The organism is Bdellovibrio sp. HCB288, from assembly GCF_047305935.1.
In the GTDB taxonomy this organism is placed as follows: Bacteria; Bdellovibrionota; Bdellovibrionia; order Bdellovibrionales; family Bdellovibrionaceae; genus Bdellovibrio.
Map to the genome: position 1 here is coordinate 250,249 of NZ_CP178619.1, position 22,599 is coordinate 272,847.

Annotated in this window: 21 protein-coding genes; 6 read left to right on the plus strand and 15 right to left on the minus strand. The window is 47.2% G+C overall.

Annotated elements, in window-relative coordinates; all coding sequences use genetic code 11:
- Nucleotides 1-401: 401 nt before the first annotated feature.
- The 4 genes from ACLVWR_RS01225 to ACLVWR_RS01240 are packed head-to-tail and all read right to left on the minus strand — an operon-like array spanning nt 402 to nt 3,704.
- Nucleotides 402-842 carry a hypothetical protein gene (locus ACLVWR_RS01225; RefSeq protein ID WP_340596707.1) on the minus strand — a complete coding sequence of 147 codons (441 nt, stop codon included), beginning with the start codon at nt 840-842 and terminating at the stop codon, nt 402-404.
- Nucleotides 839-1,747 (minus strand): fused DSP-PTPase phosphatase/NAD kinase-like protein, encoded by a 909-nt coding sequence (locus ACLVWR_RS01230; protein WP_413582143.1) that lies wholly within the window; start codon nt 1,745-1,747, stop codon nt 839-841. Before ACLVWR_RS01230 ends, ACLVWR_RS01225 begins: the two co-directional genes overlap by 4 nt.
- Before the next feature lie 23 nt (nt 1,748-1,770).
- Entirely contained in the window at nt 1,771-2,487 is a 717-nt protein-coding gene (locus ACLVWR_RS01235; protein ID WP_413582144.1) for a TrmH family RNA methyltransferase, read from the minus strand.
- Nucleotides 2,488-2,495: 8 nt separating this feature from the next.
- On the minus strand, nt 2,496-3,704 hold the full coding sequence (locus tag ACLVWR_RS01240; protein ID WP_413582145.1) for an acyl-CoA dehydrogenase family protein: 1,209 nt from the start codon (nt 3,702-3,704) through the stop codon (nt 2,496-2,498).
- Nucleotides 3,705-3,868: 164 nt separating this feature from the next.
- On the opposite strand from ACLVWR_RS01240, the gene ACLVWR_RS01245 reads away from it, so the two are divergent.
- The gene (locus tag ACLVWR_RS01245) at nt 3,869-4,966 is read left to right on the plus strand and encodes a competence/damage-inducible protein A (protein WP_413582146.1); all 1,098 of its coding nucleotides are present in this window, start codon (nt 3,869-3,871) and stop codon (nt 4,964-4,966) included.
- A gap of 327 nt (nt 4,967-5,293) precedes the next feature.
- Here the strand turns inward: ACLVWR_RS01245 and ACLVWR_RS01250 are convergent, their stop codons facing one another.
- From ACLVWR_RS01250 to ACLVWR_RS01265, 4 genes are all read right to left on the minus strand, one after another.
- Nucleotides 5,294-5,881, minus strand: coding sequence for a DUF2239 family protein (locus tag ACLVWR_RS01250; protein WP_413582147.1), 588 nt, complete (start codon nt 5,879-5,881; stop codon nt 5,294-5,296).
- Between the two features lie 10 nt (nt 5,882-5,891).
- Nucleotides 5,892-7,175 (minus strand): MFS transporter, encoded by a 1,284-nt coding sequence (locus ACLVWR_RS01255; protein WP_413582148.1) that lies wholly within the window; start codon nt 7,173-7,175, stop codon nt 5,892-5,894.
- Nucleotides 7,176-7,311: 136 nt separating this feature from the next.
- Nucleotides 7,312-8,511, minus strand: a complete 1,200-nt coding sequence (locus ACLVWR_RS01260; RefSeq protein ID WP_413582149.1) for a S1 RNA-binding domain-containing protein — start codon at nt 8,509-8,511, stop codon at nt 7,312-7,314.
- 148 nt (nt 8,512-8,659) lie between these two features.
- Complete coding sequence (locus ACLVWR_RS01265; protein ID WP_413582150.1) at nt 8,660-10,948, minus strand: vitamin B12-dependent ribonucleotide reductase; 2,289 nt, start codon at nt 10,946-10,948, stop codon at nt 8,660-8,662.
- Nucleotides 10,949-11,169: 221 nt separating this feature from the next.
- On the opposite strand from ACLVWR_RS01265, the gene ACLVWR_RS01270 reads away from it, so the two are divergent.
- The 5 genes from ACLVWR_RS01270 to ACLVWR_RS01290 all read left to right on the plus strand — a co-directional run bounded on the left by ACLVWR_RS01270 (nt 11,170) and on the right by ACLVWR_RS01290 (nt 16,426).
- On the plus strand, nt 11,170-12,924 hold the full coding sequence (locus ACLVWR_RS01270) for a hypothetical protein (RefSeq protein ID WP_413582151.1): 1,755 nt from the start codon (nt 11,170-11,172) through the stop codon (nt 12,922-12,924).
- Nucleotides 12,925-12,968: 44 nt separating this feature from the next.
- The gene (locus ACLVWR_RS01275; protein ID WP_413582152.1) at nt 12,969-14,171 is read left to right on the plus strand and encodes a cysteine desulfurase family protein; all 1,203 of its coding nucleotides are present in this window, start codon (nt 12,969-12,971) and stop codon (nt 14,169-14,171) included.
- Between the two features lie 104 nt (nt 14,172-14,275).
- Nucleotides 14,276-14,602, plus strand: coding sequence for an iron-sulfur cluster assembly accessory protein (locus tag ACLVWR_RS01280; RefSeq protein WP_340596694.1), 327 nt, complete (start codon nt 14,276-14,278; stop codon nt 14,600-14,602).
- 181 nt (nt 14,603-14,783) lie between these two features.
- On the plus strand, nt 14,784-15,164 hold the full coding sequence (locus ACLVWR_RS01285; RefSeq protein ID WP_413582153.1) for a hypothetical protein: 381 nt from the start codon (nt 14,784-14,786) through the stop codon (nt 15,162-15,164).
- The gene (locus tag ACLVWR_RS01290) at nt 15,164-16,426 is read left to right on the plus strand and encodes a response regulator (protein ID WP_413582154.1); all 1,263 of its coding nucleotides are present in this window, start codon (nt 15,164-15,166) and stop codon (nt 16,424-16,426) included. Before ACLVWR_RS01285 ends, ACLVWR_RS01290 begins: the two co-directional genes overlap by 1 nt.
- On the opposite strand, the gene ACLVWR_RS01295 is transcribed toward ACLVWR_RS01290, so the two are convergent.
- The 7 genes from ACLVWR_RS01295 to ACLVWR_RS01325 all read right to left on the minus strand — a co-directional run bounded on the left by ACLVWR_RS01295 (nt 16,419) and on the right by ACLVWR_RS01325 (nt 22,555).
- Nucleotides 16,419-17,243, minus strand: a complete 825-nt coding sequence (locus tag ACLVWR_RS01295) for an alpha/beta fold hydrolase (protein ID WP_413582155.1) — start codon at nt 17,241-17,243, stop codon at nt 16,419-16,421. The two genes, ACLVWR_RS01290 and ACLVWR_RS01295, sit on opposite strands and share 8 nt — an antisense overlap.
- Nucleotides 17,244-17,343: 100 nt before the next feature.
- On the minus strand, nt 17,344-18,111 hold the full coding sequence (locus ACLVWR_RS01300) for a 2Fe-2S iron-sulfur cluster-binding protein (protein ID WP_413582156.1): 768 nt from the start codon (nt 18,109-18,111) through the stop codon (nt 17,344-17,346).
- On the minus strand, nt 18,108-19,343 hold the full coding sequence (gene tyrS / locus ACLVWR_RS01305; protein ID WP_413582157.1) for a tyrosine--tRNA ligase: 1,236 nt from the start codon (nt 19,341-19,343) through the stop codon (nt 18,108-18,110). Before tyrS ends, ACLVWR_RS01300 begins: the two co-directional genes overlap by 4 nt.
- Complete coding sequence (gene rny, locus ACLVWR_RS01310; protein WP_413582158.1) at nt 19,343-20,908, minus strand: ribonuclease Y; 1,566 nt, start codon at nt 20,906-20,908, stop codon at nt 19,343-19,345. The genes tyrS and rny overlap by 1 nt, the downstream gene beginning before the upstream one ends.
- Before the next feature lie 24 nt (nt 20,909-20,932).
- Nucleotides 20,933-21,496 (minus strand): 5-formyltetrahydrofolate cyclo-ligase, encoded by a 564-nt coding sequence (locus ACLVWR_RS01315; RefSeq protein ID WP_413582159.1) that lies wholly within the window; start codon nt 21,494-21,496, stop codon nt 20,933-20,935.
- A 27-nt stretch (nt 21,497-21,523) separates the two neighbouring features.
- Complete coding sequence (locus ACLVWR_RS01320) at nt 21,524-21,832, minus strand: cell division protein ZapA (RefSeq protein ID WP_340596686.1); 309 nt, start codon at nt 21,830-21,832, stop codon at nt 21,524-21,526.
- 111 nt (nt 21,833-21,943) lie between these two features.
- Nucleotides 21,944-22,555 (minus strand): hypothetical protein, encoded by a 612-nt coding sequence (locus tag ACLVWR_RS01325; RefSeq protein WP_413582160.1) that lies wholly within the window; start codon nt 22,553-22,555, stop codon nt 21,944-21,946.
- Nucleotides 22,556-22,599 lie beyond the last annotated feature (44 nt).

The following is a 22,599-nucleotide window of genomic DNA, read 5'->3' on the forward strand; positions in this document are numbered from 1 at the left end:
TCCAGGAATGTTTTTCTGTTTGATGGAATCGGCGCAAGCCTGAGTGCGATTTTGACCGGATTGATCCTTCCCGCCTTTTCTGAACTACTGGGGATTCCCTCCACGGTGCTCCAAGGGCTGTGTCTTTTTCCCGTGGCTTACGCTTTCTATTCTTACGCCTGCTTTATCTTCAATCCGACAAATAAGTCCCGTTATCTGAGGTTGATAATCGCAGCAAATGCCCTCTATTGCCTGGTTTCCCTGGGGGTTTTGCTTGCACTTAAAACGACAACTCTTTGGGGTTGGGCTTTACTCTTAGTGGAAACAGTCGTCGTTGCGGCTGTGATCGCCGTAGAAATATCAGTCCTTCGAACAATATCAGCAAAATAAAAAAACCGGAGTTTAAGCTCCGGTTTTTTGATTTAAGGGTAGAAATTGTATTTGATGTGGATGCGTTTTTCATCCTGCAATCCCATCTTGGAGCCGCTTAAAAACGGCGGTACTTTTCTTTTCACACGCTTGCGATCTTTCGGAAAACGCTTATCATCAACATAGCAGTCAAAGCGTTCATCCTTGCATAAGGCAGTAAAATCCGCTGACTCATTCGAGAACACATAGGCATCCATGGCACGGGCCATTTTATCACCCAGCTCCAGATCCGCGGGTTGCACAACGATTCCCGCTCCGGTTTTCACCTGAGGCTTTGGTGCGGCCGGTTCACCCGGAACTTTTTTGTAGATCACCCGTGGCTTACACTCCGGTGGAAGATCCAGCTCCTCTTCGCACTTGCAAAAACTTCTCTTCATCGAAGCGCAGGAACTTAACAGCATTGCCGCTACAAACAGAACTACGATCTTTTTCATTTTCTTTTACCCCAATTTGACCAGTACTGCGCTTCACCTTTTGGATTGGCCTTCGCGTAGTTGTAGAATTCCTGCACAAAAGCGGCACGCTCTTTTTGATAAATATACTTCCAGTCGGTTTCCGCCGGAATCGTCATAACATCGTAATCATCACTGAGCTTCGTATTGCGCTCGATAATGGCATCAAAGGAATCCGTCTGAGCATTCATTAACATGTCGTACATGACCATAAATGTTGTCGTGCGGCCTTTGCCTGCGCGGCAGTGAAAATGCACCCAATTGCTCTCGGGCAAATCACGAACGGCTTCAATGAAACGGTCCACTTCGTTATCCGTGGGACGAACATGATCTGTGACGGTCAACCGCACATAGTGATGTCCCGAACTGCGAACCAGGCTTTCCTCGGTTTCAATACTTTTGATTTCAGTACCTGCGATCTTTTCGCCGACCTTCAGATCCCCCAGCAAACGACGCTCACGGTGAATCACATCCTCGTGACCCAATTCCGCATTGGCCCAATCACGCTCCGCCTGCCAAGTCACAGGCTTATCGTTGATAAAACCATGGGATTCCTGACGGAGGTCAAAAACATAGAGCTGTGCTTTAAGCTTCTTAGCAGGACGGGCAATGTCCTTTAATGCCGCCGGAGAATAGCTGGCACTGCCCGACATTTTAAGTTTATCGTTTTTACGATAGTTAACAGGCTTCCGCCCGTCATATTTGGAATCAAAGACCATCTCCACCGGCTCCATAGCCTTTGGCATGGTCATAAAGAATGGCAGTTTGGTTTTGTCTGTTTCAGAAACTGAAGGATTATTCACCGCTGAGGGTGCTGCTTCCGGGTTTACACTTTTTTCGGCGCAAGCTGCGACGATCAAAGGCAAAAGAAAAATCCATTTTCTCATAAGTCCTCCCTATGAGAAAAAGTCTAAGCCTTTATGTGTCCTCTTGCAAAATGTTCTTCAAGATATTGGAAGCCAGAATCCTGAGTTCGCAGATAATAGTAAGCACGCAGAATATCCTGCTCCTCATTTGTTAAGGAAGCATTCCCTCCGCCACGCTTCATGCGATCCTGAGAAATATGATAAAGACTTAACGCGCCAGCCACAGAGATATTGAAGCTCTGAACAAAGCCCGTCATCGGAATAATGATACATTCGTCAGCGGCGGCCACCATTTCGGGACTCACACCGTTCTTTTCATTCCCCAAAACCAAAGCGGTTTTTCCTGAGAAATCCACTTCGTGCAAGGGCTTGGAGCGTGCATCCAAATGAGTGACATAGATTTTGTAACCTTGAGACTTAAGCTTTTTCACGCAATCCGTGGTGTTTTGCCATTTTTTGACTTCCACCCACTTGTCAGCACCCTGTGTGACCCGTGCAGATTCTTTGAATTTTTCTTGAGTTTCAATAACGTGAAAATTACCGAAGCCAAGACCCTCGGCGGATCTCATCACTGCAGAAATATTCCCGCGATCATAAATGCTTTCCAAAACCACGGCCGTATCGAAGTTTCGTTGCGCAACAACGCGATCGATTTTTTGCAATCGATCCGCCGTCAAAAGCGGTCCCAATTTCTCAAGAACCACTTTGTAATTCATTTTCAAGTTCGCATTGATTTCGATCTCAGGACCGTAGGGAAACATATATCAGCCTACTTGTACAAGGACTCAGGATTTTTAGCCAAATCGCGAGTGATATTTTTTTGGTGTGCCTCTAATGTTCCGCCACCGATCTCAAGCAATTTTGCGTCTCTCCAAAGTCTTTCAACCACGTACTCGCCCACATAACCGTAACCACCCAGAACCTGGATTGCACGGTCAGCAACGTTTTTAGCCATAGTTGTAGCGACAAGTTTCACACCGTCTGAATCCAGACGATTGCCTTCTTTATTTAGATCCATACGACGAGCTGTCTCGTAAACGTAAGCGCGTGCTGATTTGTATTCAGCGTAGGAGTCAGCGATATAACGCTGCATTTGACCGAAGTGATTCAGGGATTTGCCAAACGCCTCACGCTCAGTTGCATAGCGATTCATGATCTCGATAGATCTGCGTGCGATCCCCAAAGACATCGCCGCCAGTGTCAGGCGCTCGATTTCAAGGTTGCGCATCATGTGCAGCATGGAATCACCTTCATGTCCGATCAAAGCAGATTCAGGAACATGGCAGTCTTGGAACACAAGCTCTGCGGTGTTGGATCCACGCATACCCAATTTATCTTTGATTTTTTGACCGACTTCGAAGCCTTTGTGATCTTTTTCAACCAGGAAAGTAGAGATCATCGCGCGACCGTGTTTTTCACCAGTCTTCGCATACACCAATGTTAAATCACATGGAGTGTTGTTTTCATCGATCGTTCCGTTGGTAATCCACATTTTACGACCATTCAAAATCCACTCATTGCCTTTTTTAACGGCGCGAGTTTGCATACCCAATACATCGGTGCCGATCGCTGGCTCGGACATGGACATGGAGCCCACCCACTCGCCAGAGCAAAGTTTTGGCAGGACACGCATACGTTGTTCATCACTGCCGTTCACTGCAATGTTGTTCACACAAAGCATCGAGTGCGCAAGATAAGCCAAGGCGAAACCAGGGTCAGATGCAGACAACTCTTCATGCACGATGGCAGCAGCAGTCGCGTCCATTCCCGCTCCACCAAATTGTTCAGGAACTGTAATCCCCAAAAGACCCAACTCGCCGACTTTTTTGAACAAACCCAGATTGAATTTTTCCGAACGATCGTACTCGTGAGCTTGAGGTTCTACTTCAGCTTTGGTGAAAGCATTGACAGTTTCACGCAACATGCTGTGCTCAGGTGTGGGATTGTAAAGATCGAATTCTTTCCAGTTAAAGGACATGGTAGCTCCTACATTTATATAGAGTAGCGAATCTAGGAAAACCCTGTGTAATCCGCAAGGCTTAGCACCCGTAACGCTATGCAATAATAGCAAATATCAGGCACTTTTCGGAAGAATCTGGACGCCTTTGGGCCAGAGGCCTAACCTTTCGAAAGGAGTCTCACATGATCGCCTCAGTATTAGGTATAGGAACCGAGTTGGTCGATGGCCAAATTGTGAATAAAAACGCAGCCTGGATTTCAGAAAAACTGAAAAACCTGGGACTGACCACCAAGCTTCACCTTGTCGTTCCAGATGAGAGAAAACTCATTTCTAAGGCTTTGGACTATTGCGGTCAGTACTCCGACCTGATGTTTGTGACTGGCGGTTTGGGTCCCACATCGGATGACTTCACCCGCGAATTGATTGCGGAATGGACTGGATTGAAGTTGCAATGGGACGAAGGCTCTTGGCAACACATCAAAGAGCGCCTGGAACCACGTGGTTACGTCGTTAAAGAAATTCAACGACAGCAATGCTACTTTCCTGAGGGTTCGCGAGTAATAAAAAACTCTGAAGGCACTGCGAATGCTTTCTTCCTGGAAGCAAAAGGAAAAAATATTTTCGTATTGCCCGGTCCTCCCCGTGAAATCGAAGCCGTGTGGAAATCCGAAATCGGAGCGTGGTTGGAAAAAAGTGTCACGGGTCTTGATCCCTATATCACTCGTCACTGGGACACCATCGGCATGGGCGAGTCCGATGTCGCAACGATCGTGGAACAAGCTCTTGCTGGTGTTAACGTCGAAAAAGGCTACCGCGTTCATCTTCCCTATGTGGAAGTGAAGATGTCTTTTTATAAATCCCAGGAAGAAAACATGCGCGTTCATGTTGAGCGTGTGACTGCAGCCTTGCGTGATATAACCATCACCCGAGATCAGCAGGATGTGCCACTGATGTTGTCCTTGGCGTTGAAAAATTATTCTTCCGTGAGTTTGCAGGATGGCGCCACGGGACAGTTTCTGATCAATCGCCTGATGCCAGCCATGCGCGAATTCATGACTGAAAAATCCTGGAGCTTTTCCAGTCGCGCCGTGGATCCGGATGCTCAAGTTCGTTTGATGCTCACTCCAAAATCCGAACACTCTGTTTCCGTCAGCATCGAACGCGGCAATAAGAAAACCACCGACACTATCGTCGCACCCTACAAAGCCATGCCTATGAAGGAGCGCCGCGCGCAGTACTTCGCCGAAATGGCCATGGTCTTCTGGCTCCGCCATCTTTAATTTTCCTACAATTAACAGGGTATAAGAAATGCAAAAGGTGACACTTGCTTTCGCAAGGTCACCTTTAGGACGGACTCACTTCCGGAATACTGAAGGAGGTCCGAATGAAAAACACACATTTTTCTTATCGGACGATTTTAAAGCTTATTAAGCAGATTCTAGTGGTTATTTTGGTAATTATCAAAATAATCAAAGAACTCTTGTAACTCTAAATCTTAACCTCTGGAACGTTCCTACCGACCTAAGCTAGCTCGCTAGCCTTTGGCCCAATGAAGGGACTTAAAATCCCACGGTACTGAGTCCACGGGGCCTTGCGAAAGCACCACTTTATTTTACATTGGCCAGAGCTTCCCGCCCGACTTTTAAGATGTGTTCTTGAAGATCTTTGGGCCAATCGGCAATCATCTTTTTGAACTGCTTGGTTTCGTAGGCATACATCGCGCGCAGGGCTTCTTCGTAGTTCGGAAGATCGCCGGCGATCGCGTGCATAAATTTATAAACCGCTTCCTGGGCCTGACGAATCTGATCCTTGCTGAAGTTTTTCTTTTTCGCTTCTTCAATAAGTTTTCTTAAAGTCACCGAAGCACCACCCGGCTGCAAAGCCAGCCACTCCCAATGTTGGGGCAGCAATGTCACTTCCTTGGAAACCACGCCCAGCTTGGGACGCCCGGGACCTGACTTTTTTTCTTCCGCTTCACTGGCCAACAATTCGTATCTTTTAGTGACGGCTTCCAATGTTCCGCGCAAATCCAATTCCACTTGGGCACTGGTCACGTCATCAAAAATCAAAACGTTTTCTTTGCCATTATCGCGAAGGTATTTCTTAACTTTGGTGGCCACATCCACCAAGTCCCCGGAGGCAATCATTTTGCTTCCCGCAAAAGCGGTACAGGTTCTATCCACTCTTGGTTCCATAAAATTCTCCTTAGTGTCCCAGGGAAGGCTCGACCGAAGGACTCGCAGTCTTAGTCCGTGATGCCATCACATCGCGGTTAATAAAATACATCATGTAAACTGTCAGGGCTGTGAACCCGACCATGATGTAACCCACGTATTCAAAGTGTTGAATTTTACCATCGGCGCCTTCAGAAACAATCATACCCGCAACGATTGAACCCAATCCGCCCGCAAGCTGCTGCAAGGATGCATTGATGGACATAAATGCCCCACGACTTGCCGGCGCCGGAATTCCTGACATCAAAGCCTGTGAAGGAATCATGCGCGAGAAAATCCCGACAAACATCAAAGAGTTCACAACCATCAGCATACCCAACGAGGTGGAGCCCAGATTTGTGTAAATCACGGTCATAATCGCAGTCACAATGCTGCCAAAAATAAACGTGGTGTAACCACCGATGGCATCACTGATTCTGCCCACCAAGGGCCCCACAAAGATCGAAACGCAGCCCGTGACCATGTAAAGCAATGGCAAATTGTCTATATCAATCCCCAGATTGTGAACCGTATAGGCACTTGCAAATGGCATAATCATGTAACCGCCCATCGACAAGATTCCCGTCAACACAAACGCAAACGCGTACTTCGGAGTCGCCACCGTATGCATCATATGAGTCAGGGCTTTTTTATCTGTTTGCAAAGCCAGATGCGCCGTGATGGAAGGAAGCTTCGCCCAAATCACAAAGCCCACCAATGTACTGACAAACACAATCATCAGAAACGGTGAATGCCAGCCCCATTTACTGGAAAGCCACAAACCCAGTGGAAGGCCCATAACCTGGCTTGCCGCAAACGCCGTCTGCAAAATTCCCATGACTCGTCCACGCTGTTGCAATGGAAACAAATCCGTCATGATCGCAAAGACGATGGAACCGATTACGCCACCAAACAGTCCGGTCACAATCCTTGCTGCCAACAACATATGAAAGTTCGGCGCCAGGGCACAGAACAATGTTCCCAGAATAAATCCGCAATAGAAAAACATTAACAGCTTTTTACGATCAAACTTGTCGGCAAAGCCCGCCGTCAAAAAACCCGAAAGCGCGGCACTGACTGCATAGCCCGAAACGACCATTCCGAATTGCGATGGCGAGATTTTCATCGCTGGCATCAGGATGGCGCCCAAAGGCGACAGGATCATGAAATCCAGAATAATTGTGAATTGCAAGAACGCCAGCAACGCAATGATGATCCATTGATCGCGACTGAAGGTGGCCTTTTCCTGCTGAATAAAATCGTTGGATGCACTCATGGTGAGCCTTTCGGTGGGGAACTTTGAATAATATTACCCGGGTTTTATTAAAAAAGCAATATCACCCGGGTAAAATAAAAAACCCCTGACCTTCGACAAGATCAGGGGTCCTAAATGAAAGGGATAAATGTGAGACTTACTTCTTAGGTTTGATGGTCAAGCCCTTCAAAGCATCACCCAATGAACCGAATCCGCTACCGGATGCCGGCTGATGCGATCTCCATGAATGGTCCTCGCCTGCGCCAGGAACACCCAAAGAAATCTTTTTGTCTTCAAATTTGATTTCATCAATTTGAACCGCGATATCATCACCACGTTTTTTGTTTTCAAACTGCTGACCATCAACATGATCACGCCATTTGGATTTTGGCAAAAGACCCGTAATCCCTGGAGCGATATTCACGAACAAACCGTAGGCTTCTTTCTTTTCAACTTTACCATTAACGACTGTACCCACCGGGAATTTCGCTGGAACTGAGTTCCAAGGATTTCCATCCCCGTCAGCTTGCTTCATGGACAAGGAAATTTTCAACTTGCCGTCGATCTCTTCGATTTTCAAAAGCTTGACTGTCACTGTTTGACCAACAGACACAACCTCTTGCGGACTGTGCACGCGGGACCAGCTAAGTTCTGACAAATGGACAAGCCCCTCAACACCTTGTTCAAGCTCAACAAAGGCACCGAACTTTTCCAAACGCATGATACGACCTTCAAGGATCGCACCTGCTTCATGCTTCTGCATGAATTGTCCTTCAAACTCGGCCTTTTGCAGATCCAAAAGTTTACGGCGGGAAACCACGATATTGCGCTTGTCGAATTGCGTGATCAGGAAATCAAATTTACGACCCACGTATTCAGTCGCATCAGAAACAAAGCGGGAATCAATTTGTGAAATCGGACAGAAAGCGGTTTTGCCCTGAACATTCACACGCAGACCACCGTTGACCACTTCAGTCACGGTCCCTGTTACCGGAAGTTCCATATCGTAAGCGTCTTCCAATGAATCTGTGGAAGCACCCAACGCACCTTTTTTAGCCAAACGGATCTCGCCACCTTTAGTGGACAAAACCACAACGTCAATCATGTCGCCAACGCTGTACTTAACTTCTTTATTTTCATCCATAAGATCTTTTGTAAAGATCATGCCGTCTGTTGGAGTGCCCGTGGATACGAAGGACTCTTCCTTACCGATGGAAAGAATCTCCCCACGAATTTGATCCCCTACAGAAACTCGAGTCTTAAGACCGCCCGCTGATGATTCAGCAAAAAGAGCCTCAAAATCCTCAAACGATTTCTTAGAATCAACATCATCCCCAAAAATATCTTTCTTACTCATAAAAAACTCCCAACAAAAAACAAGGCCGTTCAAAAGTACCCAAGCGCAAGGCGGAGGAGCCTGACTGCCACGTAGGCGTACTTACAGTACGCCGGAGAGCAAGTCAGGTTCCGACAACGCAGTCGATTGGGTGCTTTTCAACGGCCGACTACGAACAACCTACAGTGGTTCCACAGTTCGGGCAACGAAAGCACCCACTCGTAAGCACCGTGTCGCCCCCACATTCAGGGCATTTCATCGTAAATTTCTGAACCTGAGGGTCTTCCTGGTTCTTTTTCTTAACATTCAGCGGCTGACTCAATTTACTGCCATCCCTGTATACGGCCACGGCCTTTACTCCCAGCTCCCAGGCCAATTGGTAAATCTCACCAATATCCCGTTCCGTGGCAGAGTTCGGCAAATTAACCGTTTTAGAGATCGCTCCACTAATAAACGGCTGGACTGCAGCCATCATGGTAACGTGACTCTCCGGAGACAAAACCCTGCCCCCCGGGGCCGCATTCGCACAATCAAAGACTGCGAGATGCTCCTGCTTAAATTCCGGGCAGCCCACCAACGTATTGTGTTCTGAGACCCAGGCCAGAATCTTTTCAATAGCCGCGTCATCATAATCCAGACTTTTCAGCGCCGGCTTCACCGACTGATTCACAATTTGAATTTCTCCGCCACCCACAAGCTTCTTTAGTTTAATTAAAGAAAAATCCGGTTCAATTCCGGTGGTGTCACAATCCATCAAAAGACCAATAGTTCCGGTTGGTGCGACCACCGTTGCCTGGGCATTTCTGAAACCATACTTGCCGCCATTAAAGACCACGGCCTTCCACAAGTTCTGAGCGGCGTGATCCAACCCTTCAGGCAAATACTTCCAGTCAATACCGGCCAGTGCTTTTTCATGCATCTTCATCACATTCAGCATAGGTGCACGATTTTTCTTAAACCCTGCGAAGGCACCTTTGGCCCGCGCAAGCTCCGCACTGGTCAGATAGGCAACGCCATTCATCAGCGCCGTCAAGGCTCCGGCCCAGGCACGCCCCTCGTCACTGTCGTAAGGAATTCCCTTGCGCATCAATACACTTCCCAGATTTGCATACCCCAACCCCAGAGGGCGGTAGTCATGGGAGTTCTGCGCAATCTTCGCCGTCGGATAACTGGAGTAATCCACCAGAATTTCCTGAGCCACAAACAGCGTGCGCGCGGTATGAATAAAAGATTCGAAATCAAAACTGCCATCGGAATTCAAAAACTTGACCAGATTGACAGAGGCCAGATTGCAGGCGGAATCATCCAAAAACATATACTCAGAACAAGGATTGCTGGAACGGATCTCCGCGGTATTCGGGCAAGTATGCCAGCGATTGATGGTGTCATGAAACTGGATTCCCGGATCTGCACACATCCACGCCGCATGATTGATTTTACTCCAGACTTCGGCCGCCGGAATCTCGCGCAGTGATTTGCCCGTCACTCGGGACAACAACTTCCAGGGCTTTTCGTTCTGCACTGATTTCATAAACTGATCCGTCACGCGAACCGAATTATTGGCATTTTGCCCCGAGACAGTTTTGTAAGCCTCGCCTTCAAAATCAGAGCTTAAGCCCGCCTGAATCAATAGCTTGGCCTTATGCTCTTCCTTCATTTTCCAGTCGATGAAATCCAAAATCTCCGGGTGATCAATATCCACAACCACCATCTTGGCAGCACGACGGGTGGTCCCGCCGGACTTGATGGCGCCTGCTCCACGATCCAAAACATCCAGAAATGAAATCAAGCCCGAACTGTGCCCGCCCGAGTTCAGTGGTTCGTACTTGGAACGAAGGGAAGAAAAGTTACTGCCGGTCCCCGAGCCATACTTAAACAGCCGCGCTTCATTTTTTAACAGCTCAAATATTCCATCAATGGAGTCATCAACGCTTTGAATGAAACAAGCCGAGCACTGAGGGCGTTCATAGGCGTTCTTGGTCGGCTGAATGGATTTCTTTTTGAAATCCCACGCATAGTGCTCACTGGGAGAACTTATTTTGTACGCCTCAAACAAACCCGCATTGAACCACACGGGGCTGTTGAAAGCGGCTCGCTGAGAGAACAAAATAAACTTCAGCTCATTCCCAAAGATCTCGGCATCTTTCTTGTTTTTAAAATACCCGCCCTGCTTCAGAGCGGCTGCAGTCACGGCACTCACCACGCGATTCACAAGTTGCCTCACCGAAGTCTCGTGTTTGGTGCGAGGCACACCGGATTTTCTGAAGTACTTGCTTGCCGCAATTTCAACGGCAAGTTGCGACCAGCCTTCCGGTGCCTCCACTGATTTCATTTGAAAGAATATTTCGCCCTTGCGATTTTTGATTTCACAATCAAGCTTCTTCCATTTGAACATTCTCTCGGGAGATTGACCGACGGGAACAAAAAAACGTGTGCTGTGCAGAGTTTGATTCTTCATAAGGTCATTGTAGGGAAGTTAAAGCTCAAGAGAATCTGGATTACGACATCCCCACCCAAAGGCTGGGTTGCCTAAAACCCACCCCTAACTAATATACTATGACCCCCAAATCTTGATTAACTTTTGGCAATACAACCCCAAAAGATCTATTATCCACTGTTTGTTTAGCCCTGAGCCTCCGTTAAGAATAAGACCTCATAATTTTTTAACAGGAACGTGACATGGAACAACAGGTAGAAAAGCGCAAACTGCTGATCATCAAGTCCCACCCGCAAAGCCTAGCGCCTGTTGAAGGATTTTTGAAAAACCGTGATTGGGAAATTAAAAGCACGCACAACCTTAAAGAAGCCATGGTTTTCCTGGTGCAAAATCAACCCCAGTTCGTCATGGTCAGTGTTGATCACCCCAACAAAAAAGTGCGCAACCTACCTCGTGTGCTAAGTCAGGCTTTTCCGGTTTGCGTGATCGCATTTGCTGAACACTCCACTGCGAACTCGGTCAAAGTTCTGAATGATTGTAATTCCGGATATGCAATTTACCATCCCATCACCGGCCCTGCTGTTGAACGTATGGTCAACAAATACTACAAGGACCAATCCGCGAATCCGAATGCAGCGGCAACTCAACGAAATTGGGAAGGTGGCGGTTCCGGTTCGGGAGTGATTGCGATTCGTGGTGGTGAAGGTGCCTCCGGTGATGATTCCGCATCCACTCAAAACTTTTTGGCAAACTTAATGGGCGCTCTTGATGGCAACGCAAATACTGGCGGTGGCTACGCGTCTTTCGCTCAAGGCAATGGTTCAGATTCCATGAGCGCTGTTCAACCTGGAATGGCGGGGTATATTCCTCCGACTGCACAGGGTTCCGGCGACAACGGAGTCATCGGTGGCAGTAGTCAGGAAAACGGTTTTGGTGGTTTTGCTGGCGGTCCGATGAGTGGTGGACAACCCGGCGCTCATGGTGACGGCATGATGGGTAACGGGAACTCCCCGCAGTTTACTGGTGGAATGAATTCGTCTGAAAATGGTTTCGGCGAAAATAGCATGGGCTACAATTCCACCAATCCCTATAATCGCGGAGGCATCCCTGGCAGTGCGTCTGACACTTTGGATCCGAACGATCCCAATTATGATCCTTACGGTGACTCCGGCACCAGCTCCTATGCGGCTCGGAAAAAATCCGATTCGATGTGGGCTCCGGTTGAAAATGACAAAGCCAAAAACAAAAAGCAAAGCTCTTCCAAAGAAATTGCCGACGAGGTCGCGAAAGATCCTTCTTCGTTGATTCTGCAAGGCACACGTGAAGCCATGGAGAAATCCTGTTTCATCACGGAAAAAAAGCACCATGTCGAGCAGCCCACGAATGTTGCCTGCATCCTGGTTGAATCCGGTCGTTTCTCCGGGTATCTGGTCGCGGCGATGGCAGAGCACCTGACAATCAACCTTCAATTTTACGAACAGATCCGCACTCGCCTGTTCAAGTTTTTGTCCGAAAACGGCGAGAATATGGAAAATAAAGAAACCATGCCGATTAAAATCAAACAGGTGCCTTTTGCCGCCTGGGCGGTTGAGTATGCAGACTTTCTGCGCAAGTCCGTTCACGAAGGCAATGAAGTGGCCATGGCGTTCTTCCCCAGAGAAGATGTCAAAGCAGAGATTTCTTCCTCTGCTGACGAAGAGATGGCGGCCATCAAAATTCAGGAAATGCGTGAAAATGTTCCAGTTGAATTCAATCTCTACGTGTTCCTGCCACGCAACAACCGTTACGTGCTGTATACTCCTGAGGGTGGTGTGTTTTTGTCCGAGCAAAAGAACCGCTTAATCAATCAGGGCATCACGCACATGCATGTCTTACGCATGGAGCTGCAGAACCTGGATAAATACCGCGCGCAAAATTATCTAAACGACAAAATTGATCAGTATCAGGAACAGCTCGAAAAAGAGGCAGTTTCCCCTAAGAAATTATTGGTTTCCTAGGATTCCTCTTGACCCGAATTTGGCGCCGTTATTAGCTGAGTGCCATGGAAATCACTACTCATATCAGTACGACCGCACAAACAGCGTCCGACAAGGGACTCTATTTGGATTACAATGCAACGACCCCTGTAGACCCGCAAGTCTATGCAGCGATGGAGCCTTACTTTAAAGAGTACTTTGGCAATCCCGCAAGCGTTGCGCACCACTGGGGCTGGACGGCGGAAAATGCTGTGCAAAAAGCACGTATGCAAGTGGCATCATTGATTGGTGCAAAATCCTCTGAGATCACTTTTACGGCGAGTGCCACTGAATCCAACAACTGGGTGATTTTCGGTTTGTTGTCAAAACTGCGCGAAGAAAATCCAAATCAACCTATCCACTTCATCACGTCCTGCCTTGAACACAGTTCTGTTCTTAAAGCGATGCAAGCCGTGGAAAAGCAAGGTGTTGAAGTTGATTTTCTGCCGGTGAATAAATTTGGTCAGGTGGAAATCGAAACTTTGCGCCAGGCTTTAAAGCCACATACCAAATTGATCAGCTTAATCTGGGTCAACAATGAGGTTGGCAGCATTAATCTAGTTTCAGAAATTGCAAAACTGGCAAAAGAAAAACAAATTCTTCTTCACACCGACGCCACGCAAGCTATCGGTAAAATCCCTGTGCATGCGACTGACATGGGCATCGATCTGATGTCTTTTTCAGCCCACAAATTCTATGGGCCGAAAGGTTCCGCTGCGCTATTTATCCGTGGCAAAGACCCTAAAGTACAAATCAATCCTTTGATTTACGGCGGCGGTCAGGAGAAGGGCCTGCGTTCTGGAACTCTGAATGTTCCAGCTATTGTGGGCTTGGGAGCTGCAGCTGAGATCTGCAAAATGAATCTGGAATCCGAAGCGGCCCGCATGACTTCACTAAGAAATTTGTTCTGGCAGAAACTGCAGGCGGCTATTCCTGGCATTCGCTTGAATGGTCACGCGACAGAGCGCTCCCCGATCAATTTGAATGTGACTTTGCCGGGTATCAAAATCGAATCCCTGGCCGCTAAAATTCAAAAACTGGGTGTGAGCATGGGTTCTGCCTGTAGCTCTGGTTCTGTGAGCATCAGTCACGTGTTAAAAGGAATTGGCGTTACTCCGGAAGAAGCGTCCTGTACTTTGCGCCTGAGCCTGGGTCGCTGGACGAATGAAGACGATATTCAGCGTGCTGTCGACATGCTTCGCGGCGCCATCCCAACTGGAAATGTATAATATTTTCAGCATTTTAGCGTAAAGACCCTGGGGGTTAGGAATCTAACCTCCCCTGGGCTTCAGCTTTGTGTTACACTGGACACGAATTTATCCAGGAGATCACTATGATTAACATTTCCCCAGAAGCTGCCAACAAACTTGCTGCTCTAAAAAAAGACGAAGGCAAAGTGGACGCTGCATTCCTGCGTGTGGAAGTGAAAAAAGGTGGCTGCTCAGGTCTGTCCTACAAAATGGATTTCGACACGACTCCACGTGATGGTGATAAATTTTTCGAAGCCCATGGTCAAAAAATTGCCGTGGATTCCAATTCTATGTTGTATATCCTGGGTATGACTTTGGATTACTCGGGTGGCTTGAATGGCAAAGGGTTTGTTTTTAACAATCCGAATGCTACGAAACACTGCGGCTGTGGCTCAAGTTTCAACGTTTAGTTTTCAAACAAAGCTCCTAAATACATCCGTGGGAACACTGGACATTTCATTGCTGGAAAACCATTTTCTGGCCCCACAAGTGTTATAGATTTCAATTCATTTTCAATTTCAACGTCCAGAACTTTCCCGCGTGTGCCTTGGCAAGTTAGGCAATGCATTGATCTTTGTTTAGCATTGAACAATGAGCCGAAATTATTTGGAAATTCACAGCCTGCAAAATCTGACGACTGAATTTGAATTGATTAAAAATCTTAAGACCCGCCCTATTCAGGTTTTGGAATACGCAGAGAAATCTTTCACTTTTGAAGCAGCTCCGCGCATCTGCGGTTTGGGCACTATCTTAAATTTCGAAGGCACTTACCAAATCAAAGGCCACGTTCTTGAATTTCTGGCCACCGGCCGAGTCACCCACAGTGAACCTACGGACGACGGCAAACTTGCAAAATACACCGTTGAATTGCACCGTTTCGATAAAGGCATCTGGGAAAGCTTTATGAGTGCAAACATACAGGCACAACAGACAACCGATCTGCTGTTCAGATCCATGCGGGAGCATGAATAATGAGACACCTCACAGCTTTAATCGTCGACAACTCCTCTTCCTTCGCCAATCTGGCAACGGCGGCTTTGATTGAAATCGGACTTGAACCTGCCGGCATTTTTACCACCAAAAGATACCTTGGCGCCCAGGAATTCCTTGCTGAAAGAAAACCCAGCATTTTGATCACAGAATTTATGGTGGATTCAAAATTCGGTCTTGAACTGGTTGCCATGCACACGGCCAACAGCGCTGACAATATTTCCATCATCATGACTCACAACAACTCCTCATCAGCAATTGCCGAAGCAGCCGAAGAGCTGGTGGATGACTACATCGTGAAACCTGTCCAGGCAGGGGCCCTGGCCGAGCGACTGAGAACGTTGATTGACCGCAAATTGAATCCGACGGAATACATCAAACACATTCGCGCCGGCAAACAGGCGCTGTTCGATGGACATTTGGCAGATGCGCATCACAAGTTCACGACGGCATTAAGGCATCAAAAGAAACCCACTCTGGCGCATTACTATTTGGGCTATACCAAATTCAAAGCAACAGAATACAAGTTCGCCAATGATGAGTACTTCAAGGGCCTGCAGTACCAGCCCCTTCACTATCGCTGCCTGACTGGAAAATTTGATTCGTATTTTGAGCAGAAAGACTATGGAAACGCCTATACGGTGGCGAATACCATCATCGACAACTACCCGATCGGACCCAAACGCCTGGGACATCTTTTCATTGCAGCTGTATTCTCTGGCAAGCTCGAGCAAGTTCCGCACTTCTTTAAACTGTTCGCCCAACTGGATCACAAAACAGCCGAACTTCGTCATGTTTTTTCAGCGGCACTATTCACGGCAGGTCGCTCCAATTTGAATAATGGTGCCCTTCACAAAGCGGTGGAGTGTTTTGAGCTTGGCGTGCAAGTGGTCGGAGCGAATCCGGAATACATCAGCAAGATCGTAAAAACACTGCTACGAGGGGATATGCAAACCATCACTCAGGCAGCTCGTTTTATTCAGCAATTTCCCTCTGCAAAGGTCGGCAGCAAGGAGCATGAAAACCTGCATTTCCTTTTCAACTGCAAGACCCAGCAGCTGACCAAAGTTATCGATCAGGGCAGAAAAATGGCGGCTGCGAATCGCATGGATGCTGAATCCTATGAAGCCTTTATCAGTATTTTGGTAAAAGAGAATAAAATCGTTCTGGCCGAGGATATCGCAGCCAAGTATCAAAGCGCCTTTCCCGAAAAACACAAGGAAAGAAAGCCAGAAACTATTTAGCGATCTTCTGATAGCTTGCAGTGGTTTGCAGAAATTCCAGCAAGTGCTGTGCGACCACTTCGGGCTTTGTTTTGATAGCCAGATGCCCGGCTCCCTGCAGAATCACCAGATCCTCACACCCAATGTGCTGTGCGAAGCTTCGGTAAGCGTCCTGATTAAAAAGCAAATCACTGTCATCGAAAATAAAACGGCATTCCCCGCGATAGTGGAAGAGTTTCTTGCGCCAGTACTGCCAGTCTTCGGACCTTAAAATCCACGCAAAATGATGGATCATATGCGCCACCAATTGCAGTTTCCGCCCCTTCAGGCGATCCAATGAGATCGGCCCCTCGGATCTCTCATCGCGGAAAATATGTGCGGCCTTCCGTAAGAAGCTCGCCCCCATCGGTGTCGATAACATGACATAGATGCTTTTCAAATTCAGAGGAATCGAGAAGAAAAATCTAAGTTCCTTCAACAGGAAGTTCTTCACCGGATCCGTCACCATAGGATTGATCAGTGCAAGCTTGTCCACCAAATGAGGGTGTTGCGTTGCCAGCGCCCAACTCAAGGCGCCACCGTAGCTTAATCCGGCCAGATGAACGCGCTGTTGAGGGAAGTTGTCGTGAATAAACTTTGCCAGCACTTCCACCTGAACTGTGAAGAACAGTTTATCGGAGCTCAAATACAAATGTGTCAAATTGGGTACGATCACTCGATACCGGGATTCCAGCTGGGTGGCCACCGCATCCCAATGATGAATACTTCCTCCGTAACCGTGAAGAAGAATCAAAATGGGTCCTTGGCCGCGTTCGCGGAAAGTGATCTTGTGAGACATGCTCCACTCTTATCGGCATCCCACTAATGTCAATGCACTGGACTTAAATCCAATAAGTTAACATTTGATGAGGAAGAGGAGCTTATAAAAACAAGCCCAGCTATTGCTTGGGCTTGTTTTGATTTTGCTGCGGGTTTTGTTGGCGTGGCTGTCCTTGATTTGAATTCTGCGCCTTGGCCTGCTGCTGATTTTGGTTCTGATTCTGCTTAGGATGATTGTGCTGGCGATTTTGATTTTGTCCGCCACCACCTTTTGGCTTTTGCTGCTGTCTTTGTTGATTCTGACCTTGTTGCTGCTTAGCCTGCTGTTGTTGTTTTTGCTGACCGCCCTGTTTTTGACGGTTTTGATTCTGATTTTGTTGCTGTTTATGTTTTTGCTGATTCTGCTGACGTTGTTGCTGAGGAGGACGTTCCCCCGGAGCTTGCACAGTCTCACCCACGGATTCAGATCCAGCACTTGCTGTTGCGGAAGCCGATTCATCAACCTTCGCATCCAGAAGCATGGTATCGTTCACAGCTTTGGATTCCATCTGCTTGTTAGTACGGAAGCCTCTGATTTTCTTAGTTTGATTTTCCGCACGTTCCACTTGTTCAGTCAGATCCACGGTCACATCACCGAAGCAACGCACCTGGCAGCTTAAACGACGGCCATCTATAAAGTAACTTGTTCCGATAAGGCTCAACTCCGCTTTGCCTGGAGGCAGGACATTGCTGTCCCCTTCCTTAATACGCACACGGCATTCAGCACAACTTGGAACACCCTTGCAAATTGAACGGATCTCAAGCTGATTTTCCGTGGCGATTTGCAATAGCGATTTATCCGGAGTTGCTTCAACCTCAATGTTTTGCGGAAGAAATTTTATTTTCATACCAGTTTCACTTTCGCGAATTTGGTTTTACTGCCTTTAACGACCTTTCCGTCGATATCGGCTACGGACAACTTCATTTTAGCATCCGCAATTTTCTTGCCATCAATTTGCACGGCACCACCTTGAACCATGCGACCGCCTTCACTATTTGAAGCCGCAAAGCCAAGTTTAACCAACAACTGTGCCACGCCCAAACCATCAGCCGGGATAAACACGCTCTCAATTTCTACTGTTGGAATATCGTCAGGCAAACCTTTGTCGACGAAAATACGATTGAACTCATCTTCAGCGGCCTGTGCAGCCTCAGTCGAGTGGAATCGTTTAATAATGAATTTAGCCAGCTCAACTTTAACAGTACGTGGATGTTTCTTTTTATCCGCTACGTCCTGTCTTAATTGTGCCAACTCGCCGGCAGTGATGTCCGTCAGTAATTCGTACCAACGATACATCAGATCATCCGAGATCTTCATAGTTTTACCGAACATATCTTTTGGTGTATCAACAACGGAAATATAATTGTCCAGAGATTTGGACATTTTATTGACGCCATCGATACCTTCCAGAATCGGCATCGTCAGAATACACTGCGGTTCCTGACCATATGCCGACTGCATGGCACGTCCAACCAGAAGATTGAACTTCTGATCCGTACCACCCAACTCAACGTCCGCTTTCAAAGCCACAGAGTCATAACCCTGAGTCAATGGATATAGGAACTCGTGAATCGCAATCGGCGTTCCCGCACGGTAACGTTTCGTGAAATCATCACGCTCAAGCATTTGCGCCACAGTATATTGTGCCGCCATCTTGATGAACTCACCCGGAGTCATTTTGCCAATCCATGAGGAATTGTAAACGATCTCGGTTTTGTTCGGATCCAGGATTTTAAAAATTTGTTTGGCGTAAGTGCGACCGTTTTCCTCGATCTCTTCACGAGAAAGGACCGGACGAGTCGTGCTCTTGCCAGTTGGATCACCGATAGTTGCGGTGAAGTCCCCGATCAAAAAGATCACATGGTGACCCAGATCCTGGAACGTCTTTAATTTATTGATGACTACGGTGTGTCCGATATGAATATCAGGACGAGTCGGGTCTGCTCCCAGCTTAATACGAAGCGGAGTTCCCGTTTCCTTGGAGCGCTTTAATTTCTTAAGCATCTCCTCGTCGTTAATAAACTCAGCAACGCCGAATTTAATTCTTTCTAACTGTTCTTTTGGATCTAAAAAGCTCATTAGCGTGCATGCTCCACACTGCGAGTCTCACGAACCACAGTGACTTTAATCTGGCCAGCTTGAGGAACTTCACGTTCGATCTTACGAGCGATATCACGAGAAAGCATCACTGCCTGATCATCTGTCACTTTTGCAGATTCAACCAGAACGCGAACGTCCTTACCTGCCTGAAGTGCCAATGTTTTCAAAACGCCATCGAAGCTGTTACCGATGGACTCAAGATCTTCCAAACGGTGGATGAAGGAATCCATTTGCGGACGACGAGCGCCCGGACGAGCACTGGACAGGATGTAAGCGGCATGAACAATCCAAGCCAGGATGGAGTGAGGTTTTTCCTCTTCATCATGTGCACGGATCGCGTGGCAGACATCTTCGGATTCATTGTATTTCTTAGCGGCTTCAGCACCCACCAAAGCATAGCTGCCTTCAGCTGTGTGATCGATCGCTTTACCGATATTGTGAAGAAGGCCCGCACGACGAGCCAATTTCACGCTCACGCCCAACTCACCTGCAAGAAGACCGGCAATGTTCGCCACTTCAAGGGATTGGTTCAAGGCATTTTGACCTTGGTAGTTACGGTATTTCAAGCCACCGATGATTTTGATCAACTCAGGGTGCATGTTTGCAATACCCAATTCCATCACGTGGCGTTCGCCTTCTTCTTTGATGGATTTCATAAGTTCATTACGTTGTTTCTCTACCACTTCTTCGATGCGCGCAGGATGCACACGACCGTCTTCCATCAATTTCTCGATAGTACGACGAGCCAGTTCGCGACGAACCGGATCGAAGCCAGAGATCACCACCGCTTCCGGAGTATCATCCACGATCAAGTCAACGCCGCAATGAGCTTCAAGAGTTCTGATGTTACGACCCTCACGACCGATGATTTTACCTTTCATCTCGTCGTTCGGAAGTGCCAAAACGCTGACAGTTCTTTCAGAAGTGAACTCAGACGCGAAACGAGACAACGCTGTCGCCAGGATGCGCTTTGCTTTAACTTCTGATTCTTTTTGAGCTTGTTCTTCGATTTGCGTGATTTTTTTGGAAGCTTCGACTTTTGCTTCGTCCTCGATCGCAGATAGCAACTGACGTTTTGCTTCGTCTTGCGACATACCGGCCACAGATTCCAATTTAAGCTTCAAATCACCAATTTGTGATTCGCCTTTTTTCTCAAGCTCTTTCACACGGTTTTCAGAGATCGCGATTTTTTCCTCGCGGTCTTTCAGGGTGTTCAAGTAACGCTCGTTTTCTTCCATCTTTTGTTTGAACTGCTGTTCGATCTCTTTCAGACGGCGATCCAACTGAGACTCTTTGTTTTTCAAAGTGGAGTTTTGCTTATGAATGTCAGCTTCCACGTTTTTGCGGGCGCGACCTTCAAAATCCTTAGAACGAGTTTCAGCATCTTTTTTAAGTTTTGCTGCTTCGGATTTAGCCTTGTTGACAATACGCTCTGCCTCAATGCGTGCAGACTTTTTGCTGTTGTTGTCCTGGATACGCTTCACCATGAAAACAGCGACACCGCCCAAAATTAAACAGATAATGGCTGTGATTAAAATTTCCATCTTTTCCTTTTCTCCTAGAAGTTCCTAATGAACTTCAAACTGCTGGCAAACGATCAAACCCGACTCTGTGAGGATGTAATCCATCTTCTCGTCATGGGCTTCCATCGGTAGCGTCTGTTCTGAAATTTGAAAATCAAAACAAACCCCCACCTTGACTCCTTTAAAATGAGCGAGGGTTTTGTCATAAAATCCCTTACCCTTGCCAAGGCGGTTGCCATTCTTATTAAAAACTAATCCGGGAATCAGCAGGCCGTGAATGCCTTTAAGATCAATGATAGCGGAGTTGGGATCAGGCTCCAAAACGCCAAATGCGCCTTGGCTAAAACCTGATGCAAAACAAAACTCAAGCTCGGTGCCCTTGATACGGGGAAACACCCAATCAATGTGTTCGATCTTAAAGACCTGATCCACACTGACTTCTTGAGAAAGAGAGCGATAAGCCCCCCAACATCCGTTCTGCCTGGACATGAAGTCCTGCAGAAATACATTCAACTGCTGCTGGTTTTGAACAAGACCTTGCGCAAACTCTTGGGCGCAAAGAGATTTATAAAAGGAACGACATTCCTGTTTAGAGCTCCAAGAGGGCATGGGCACTCCAAGAGAGTTACATCAAAGTTAGTTGTTCAAAACCTTGTTGTTCTTGGAGTTTTCGAGTTCCAAAGAAAGCTGCATCGTTTTTTCCTCGAGCTTATCGAGTTCACGTTGCGCCTTTCTTTTCAAAAGGATGAGTTCTTCCGCGACATTCATTGCTGTCAACACAGCGGCATTTTGGAAAGAACCGTTTTTAGTAACGGCCATAGCTTGATTCATTTTGTTATTAACAAAGTCGACGAGTTCCTGAACTGTGGCATCGTCATGAGAGGATCTAAGTTTGTACGGGACTCCTGCAATGAGGAAATTGAAGTTCTTTTTCTCAGCAGTCACCGTGTCTCCTCTTTCAATCGCTAATGGGGCTAAACCTTTTAAAACTCTAGATAAAAACCTAGAACAACACTACGAAAATTATAGCTATAACGATCAGCGCTATTCAACAGTTTATTTCTTGGTGCAAGTGCAAATAATGCCCAGTTGAGGCTCGCTACTGCAAGACAGACTGCGCTTTCGTGACGGTCCCTCTAAATTGAACTCCACGACCTCGCGGAAGTTGCGCTTGTAGGTCGCTGTGATTCCATTCAGCTTCGTGTCAAGATAGGAGTACTCATCACTCTTGATCGTTGCATGCAGCAGAAAGTTATTGATGATCTCTTGCTTGGGATTGGTGCGTTGATTTTTAGTAAGTGCTATATCCGTAAGCACCCCGTCCACCGCAACCTTCTGCAACGACAGCTCGGTTTTCTGCTTTTTCCCAGCGCCGCTCGATTTCAGGGTCAAAATCATTTGATCCTGATCTGCATCCAAATATCCAATTTTTCTTTGACGCAGTTGCGAGCGAATAGTCACAAGCTTTTCATCCGCCAGATCCTTCAACTTTGTCAGATCCACCTTGAATGCCAGGGAATCATCCTTCAACTCCGGGTAACACTTGATCAGATTTTCGTAGGAAACCGAAACCGGCTTGGCTGATCCAGCTGGCGATGGTGTTGGCGATGAGACCTGCGCCATCGTCACAAGGGGTATTGAAAAAATAAAAGGGATGATTCTCTTCATCCCTTTATCGAAACATAGATTTTGATTTTCGCCAATTTTATTTC

Bases quoted from the DNA above. Each gene is read 5' to 3' on its own strand.
- ACLVWR_RS01225 (WP_340596707.1), bottom strand. From the start codon at position 842: ATGAAAAAGATCGTAGTTCTGTTTGTAGCGGCAATGCTGTTAAGTTCC.
- ACLVWR_RS01230 (WP_413582143.1), bottom strand. From the start codon at position 1,747: ATGAGAAAATGGATTTTTCTTTTGCCTTTGATCGTCGCAGCTTGCGCC.
- ACLVWR_RS01235 (WP_413582144.1), bottom strand. From the start codon at position 2,487: ATGTTTCCCTACGGTCCTGAGATCGAAATCAATGCGAACTTGAAAATG.
- ACLVWR_RS01240 (WP_413582145.1), bottom strand. From the start codon at position 3,704: ATGTCCTTTAACTGGAAAGAATTCGATCTTTACAATCCCACACCTGAG.
- ACLVWR_RS01245 (WP_413582146.1), top strand. From the start codon at position 3,869: ATGATCGCCTCAGTATTAGGTATAGGAACCGAGTTGGTCGATGGCCAA.
- ACLVWR_RS01250 (WP_413582147.1), bottom strand. From the start codon at position 5,881: ATGGAACCAAGAGTGGATAGAACCTGTACCGCTTTTGCGGGAAGCAAA.
- ACLVWR_RS01255 (WP_413582148.1), bottom strand. From the start codon at position 7,175: ATGAGTGCATCCAACGATTTTATTCAGCAGGAAAAGGCCACCTTCAGT.
- ACLVWR_RS01260 (WP_413582149.1), bottom strand. From the start codon at position 8,511: ATGAGTAAGAAAGATATTTTTGGGGATGATGTTGATTCTAAGAAATCG.
- ACLVWR_RS01265 (WP_413582150.1), bottom strand. From the start codon at position 10,948: ATGAAGAATCAAACTCTGCACAGCACACGTTTTTTTGTTCCCGTCGGT.
- ACLVWR_RS01270 (WP_413582151.1), top strand. From the start codon at position 11,170: ATGGAACAACAGGTAGAAAAGCGCAAACTGCTGATCATCAAGTCCCAC.
- ACLVWR_RS01275 (WP_413582152.1), top strand. From the start codon at position 12,969: ATGGAAATCACTACTCATATCAGTACGACCGCACAAACAGCGTCCGAC.
- ACLVWR_RS01280 (WP_340596694.1), top strand. From the start codon at position 14,276: ATGATTAACATTTCCCCAGAAGCTGCCAACAAACTTGCTGCTCTAAAA.
- ACLVWR_RS01285 (WP_413582153.1), top strand. From the start codon at position 14,784: ATGAGCCGAAATTATTTGGAAATTCACAGCCTGCAAAATCTGACGACT.
- ACLVWR_RS01290 (WP_413582154.1), top strand. From the start codon at position 15,164: ATGAGACACCTCACAGCTTTAATCGTCGACAACTCCTCTTCCTTCGCC.
- ACLVWR_RS01295 (WP_413582155.1), bottom strand. From the start codon at position 17,243: ATGTCTCACAAGATCACTTTCCGCGAACGCGGCCAAGGACCCATTTTG.
- ACLVWR_RS01300 (WP_413582156.1), bottom strand. From the start codon at position 18,111: ATGAAAATAAAATTTCTTCCGCAAAACATTGAGGTTGAAGCAACTCCG.
- tyrS (WP_413582157.1), bottom strand. From the start codon at position 19,343: ATGAGCTTTTTAGATCCAAAAGAACAGTTAGAAAGAATTAAATTCGGC.
- rny (WP_413582158.1), bottom strand. From the start codon at position 20,908: ATGGAAATTTTAATCACAGCCATTATCTGTTTAATTTTGGGCGGTGTC.
- ACLVWR_RS01315 (WP_413582159.1), bottom strand. From the start codon at position 21,496: ATGCCCTCTTGGAGCTCTAAACAGGAATGTCGTTCCTTTTATAAATCT.
- ACLVWR_RS01325 (WP_413582160.1), bottom strand. From the start codon at position 22,555: ATGAAGAGAATCATCCCTTTTATTTTTTCAATACCCCTTGTGACGATG.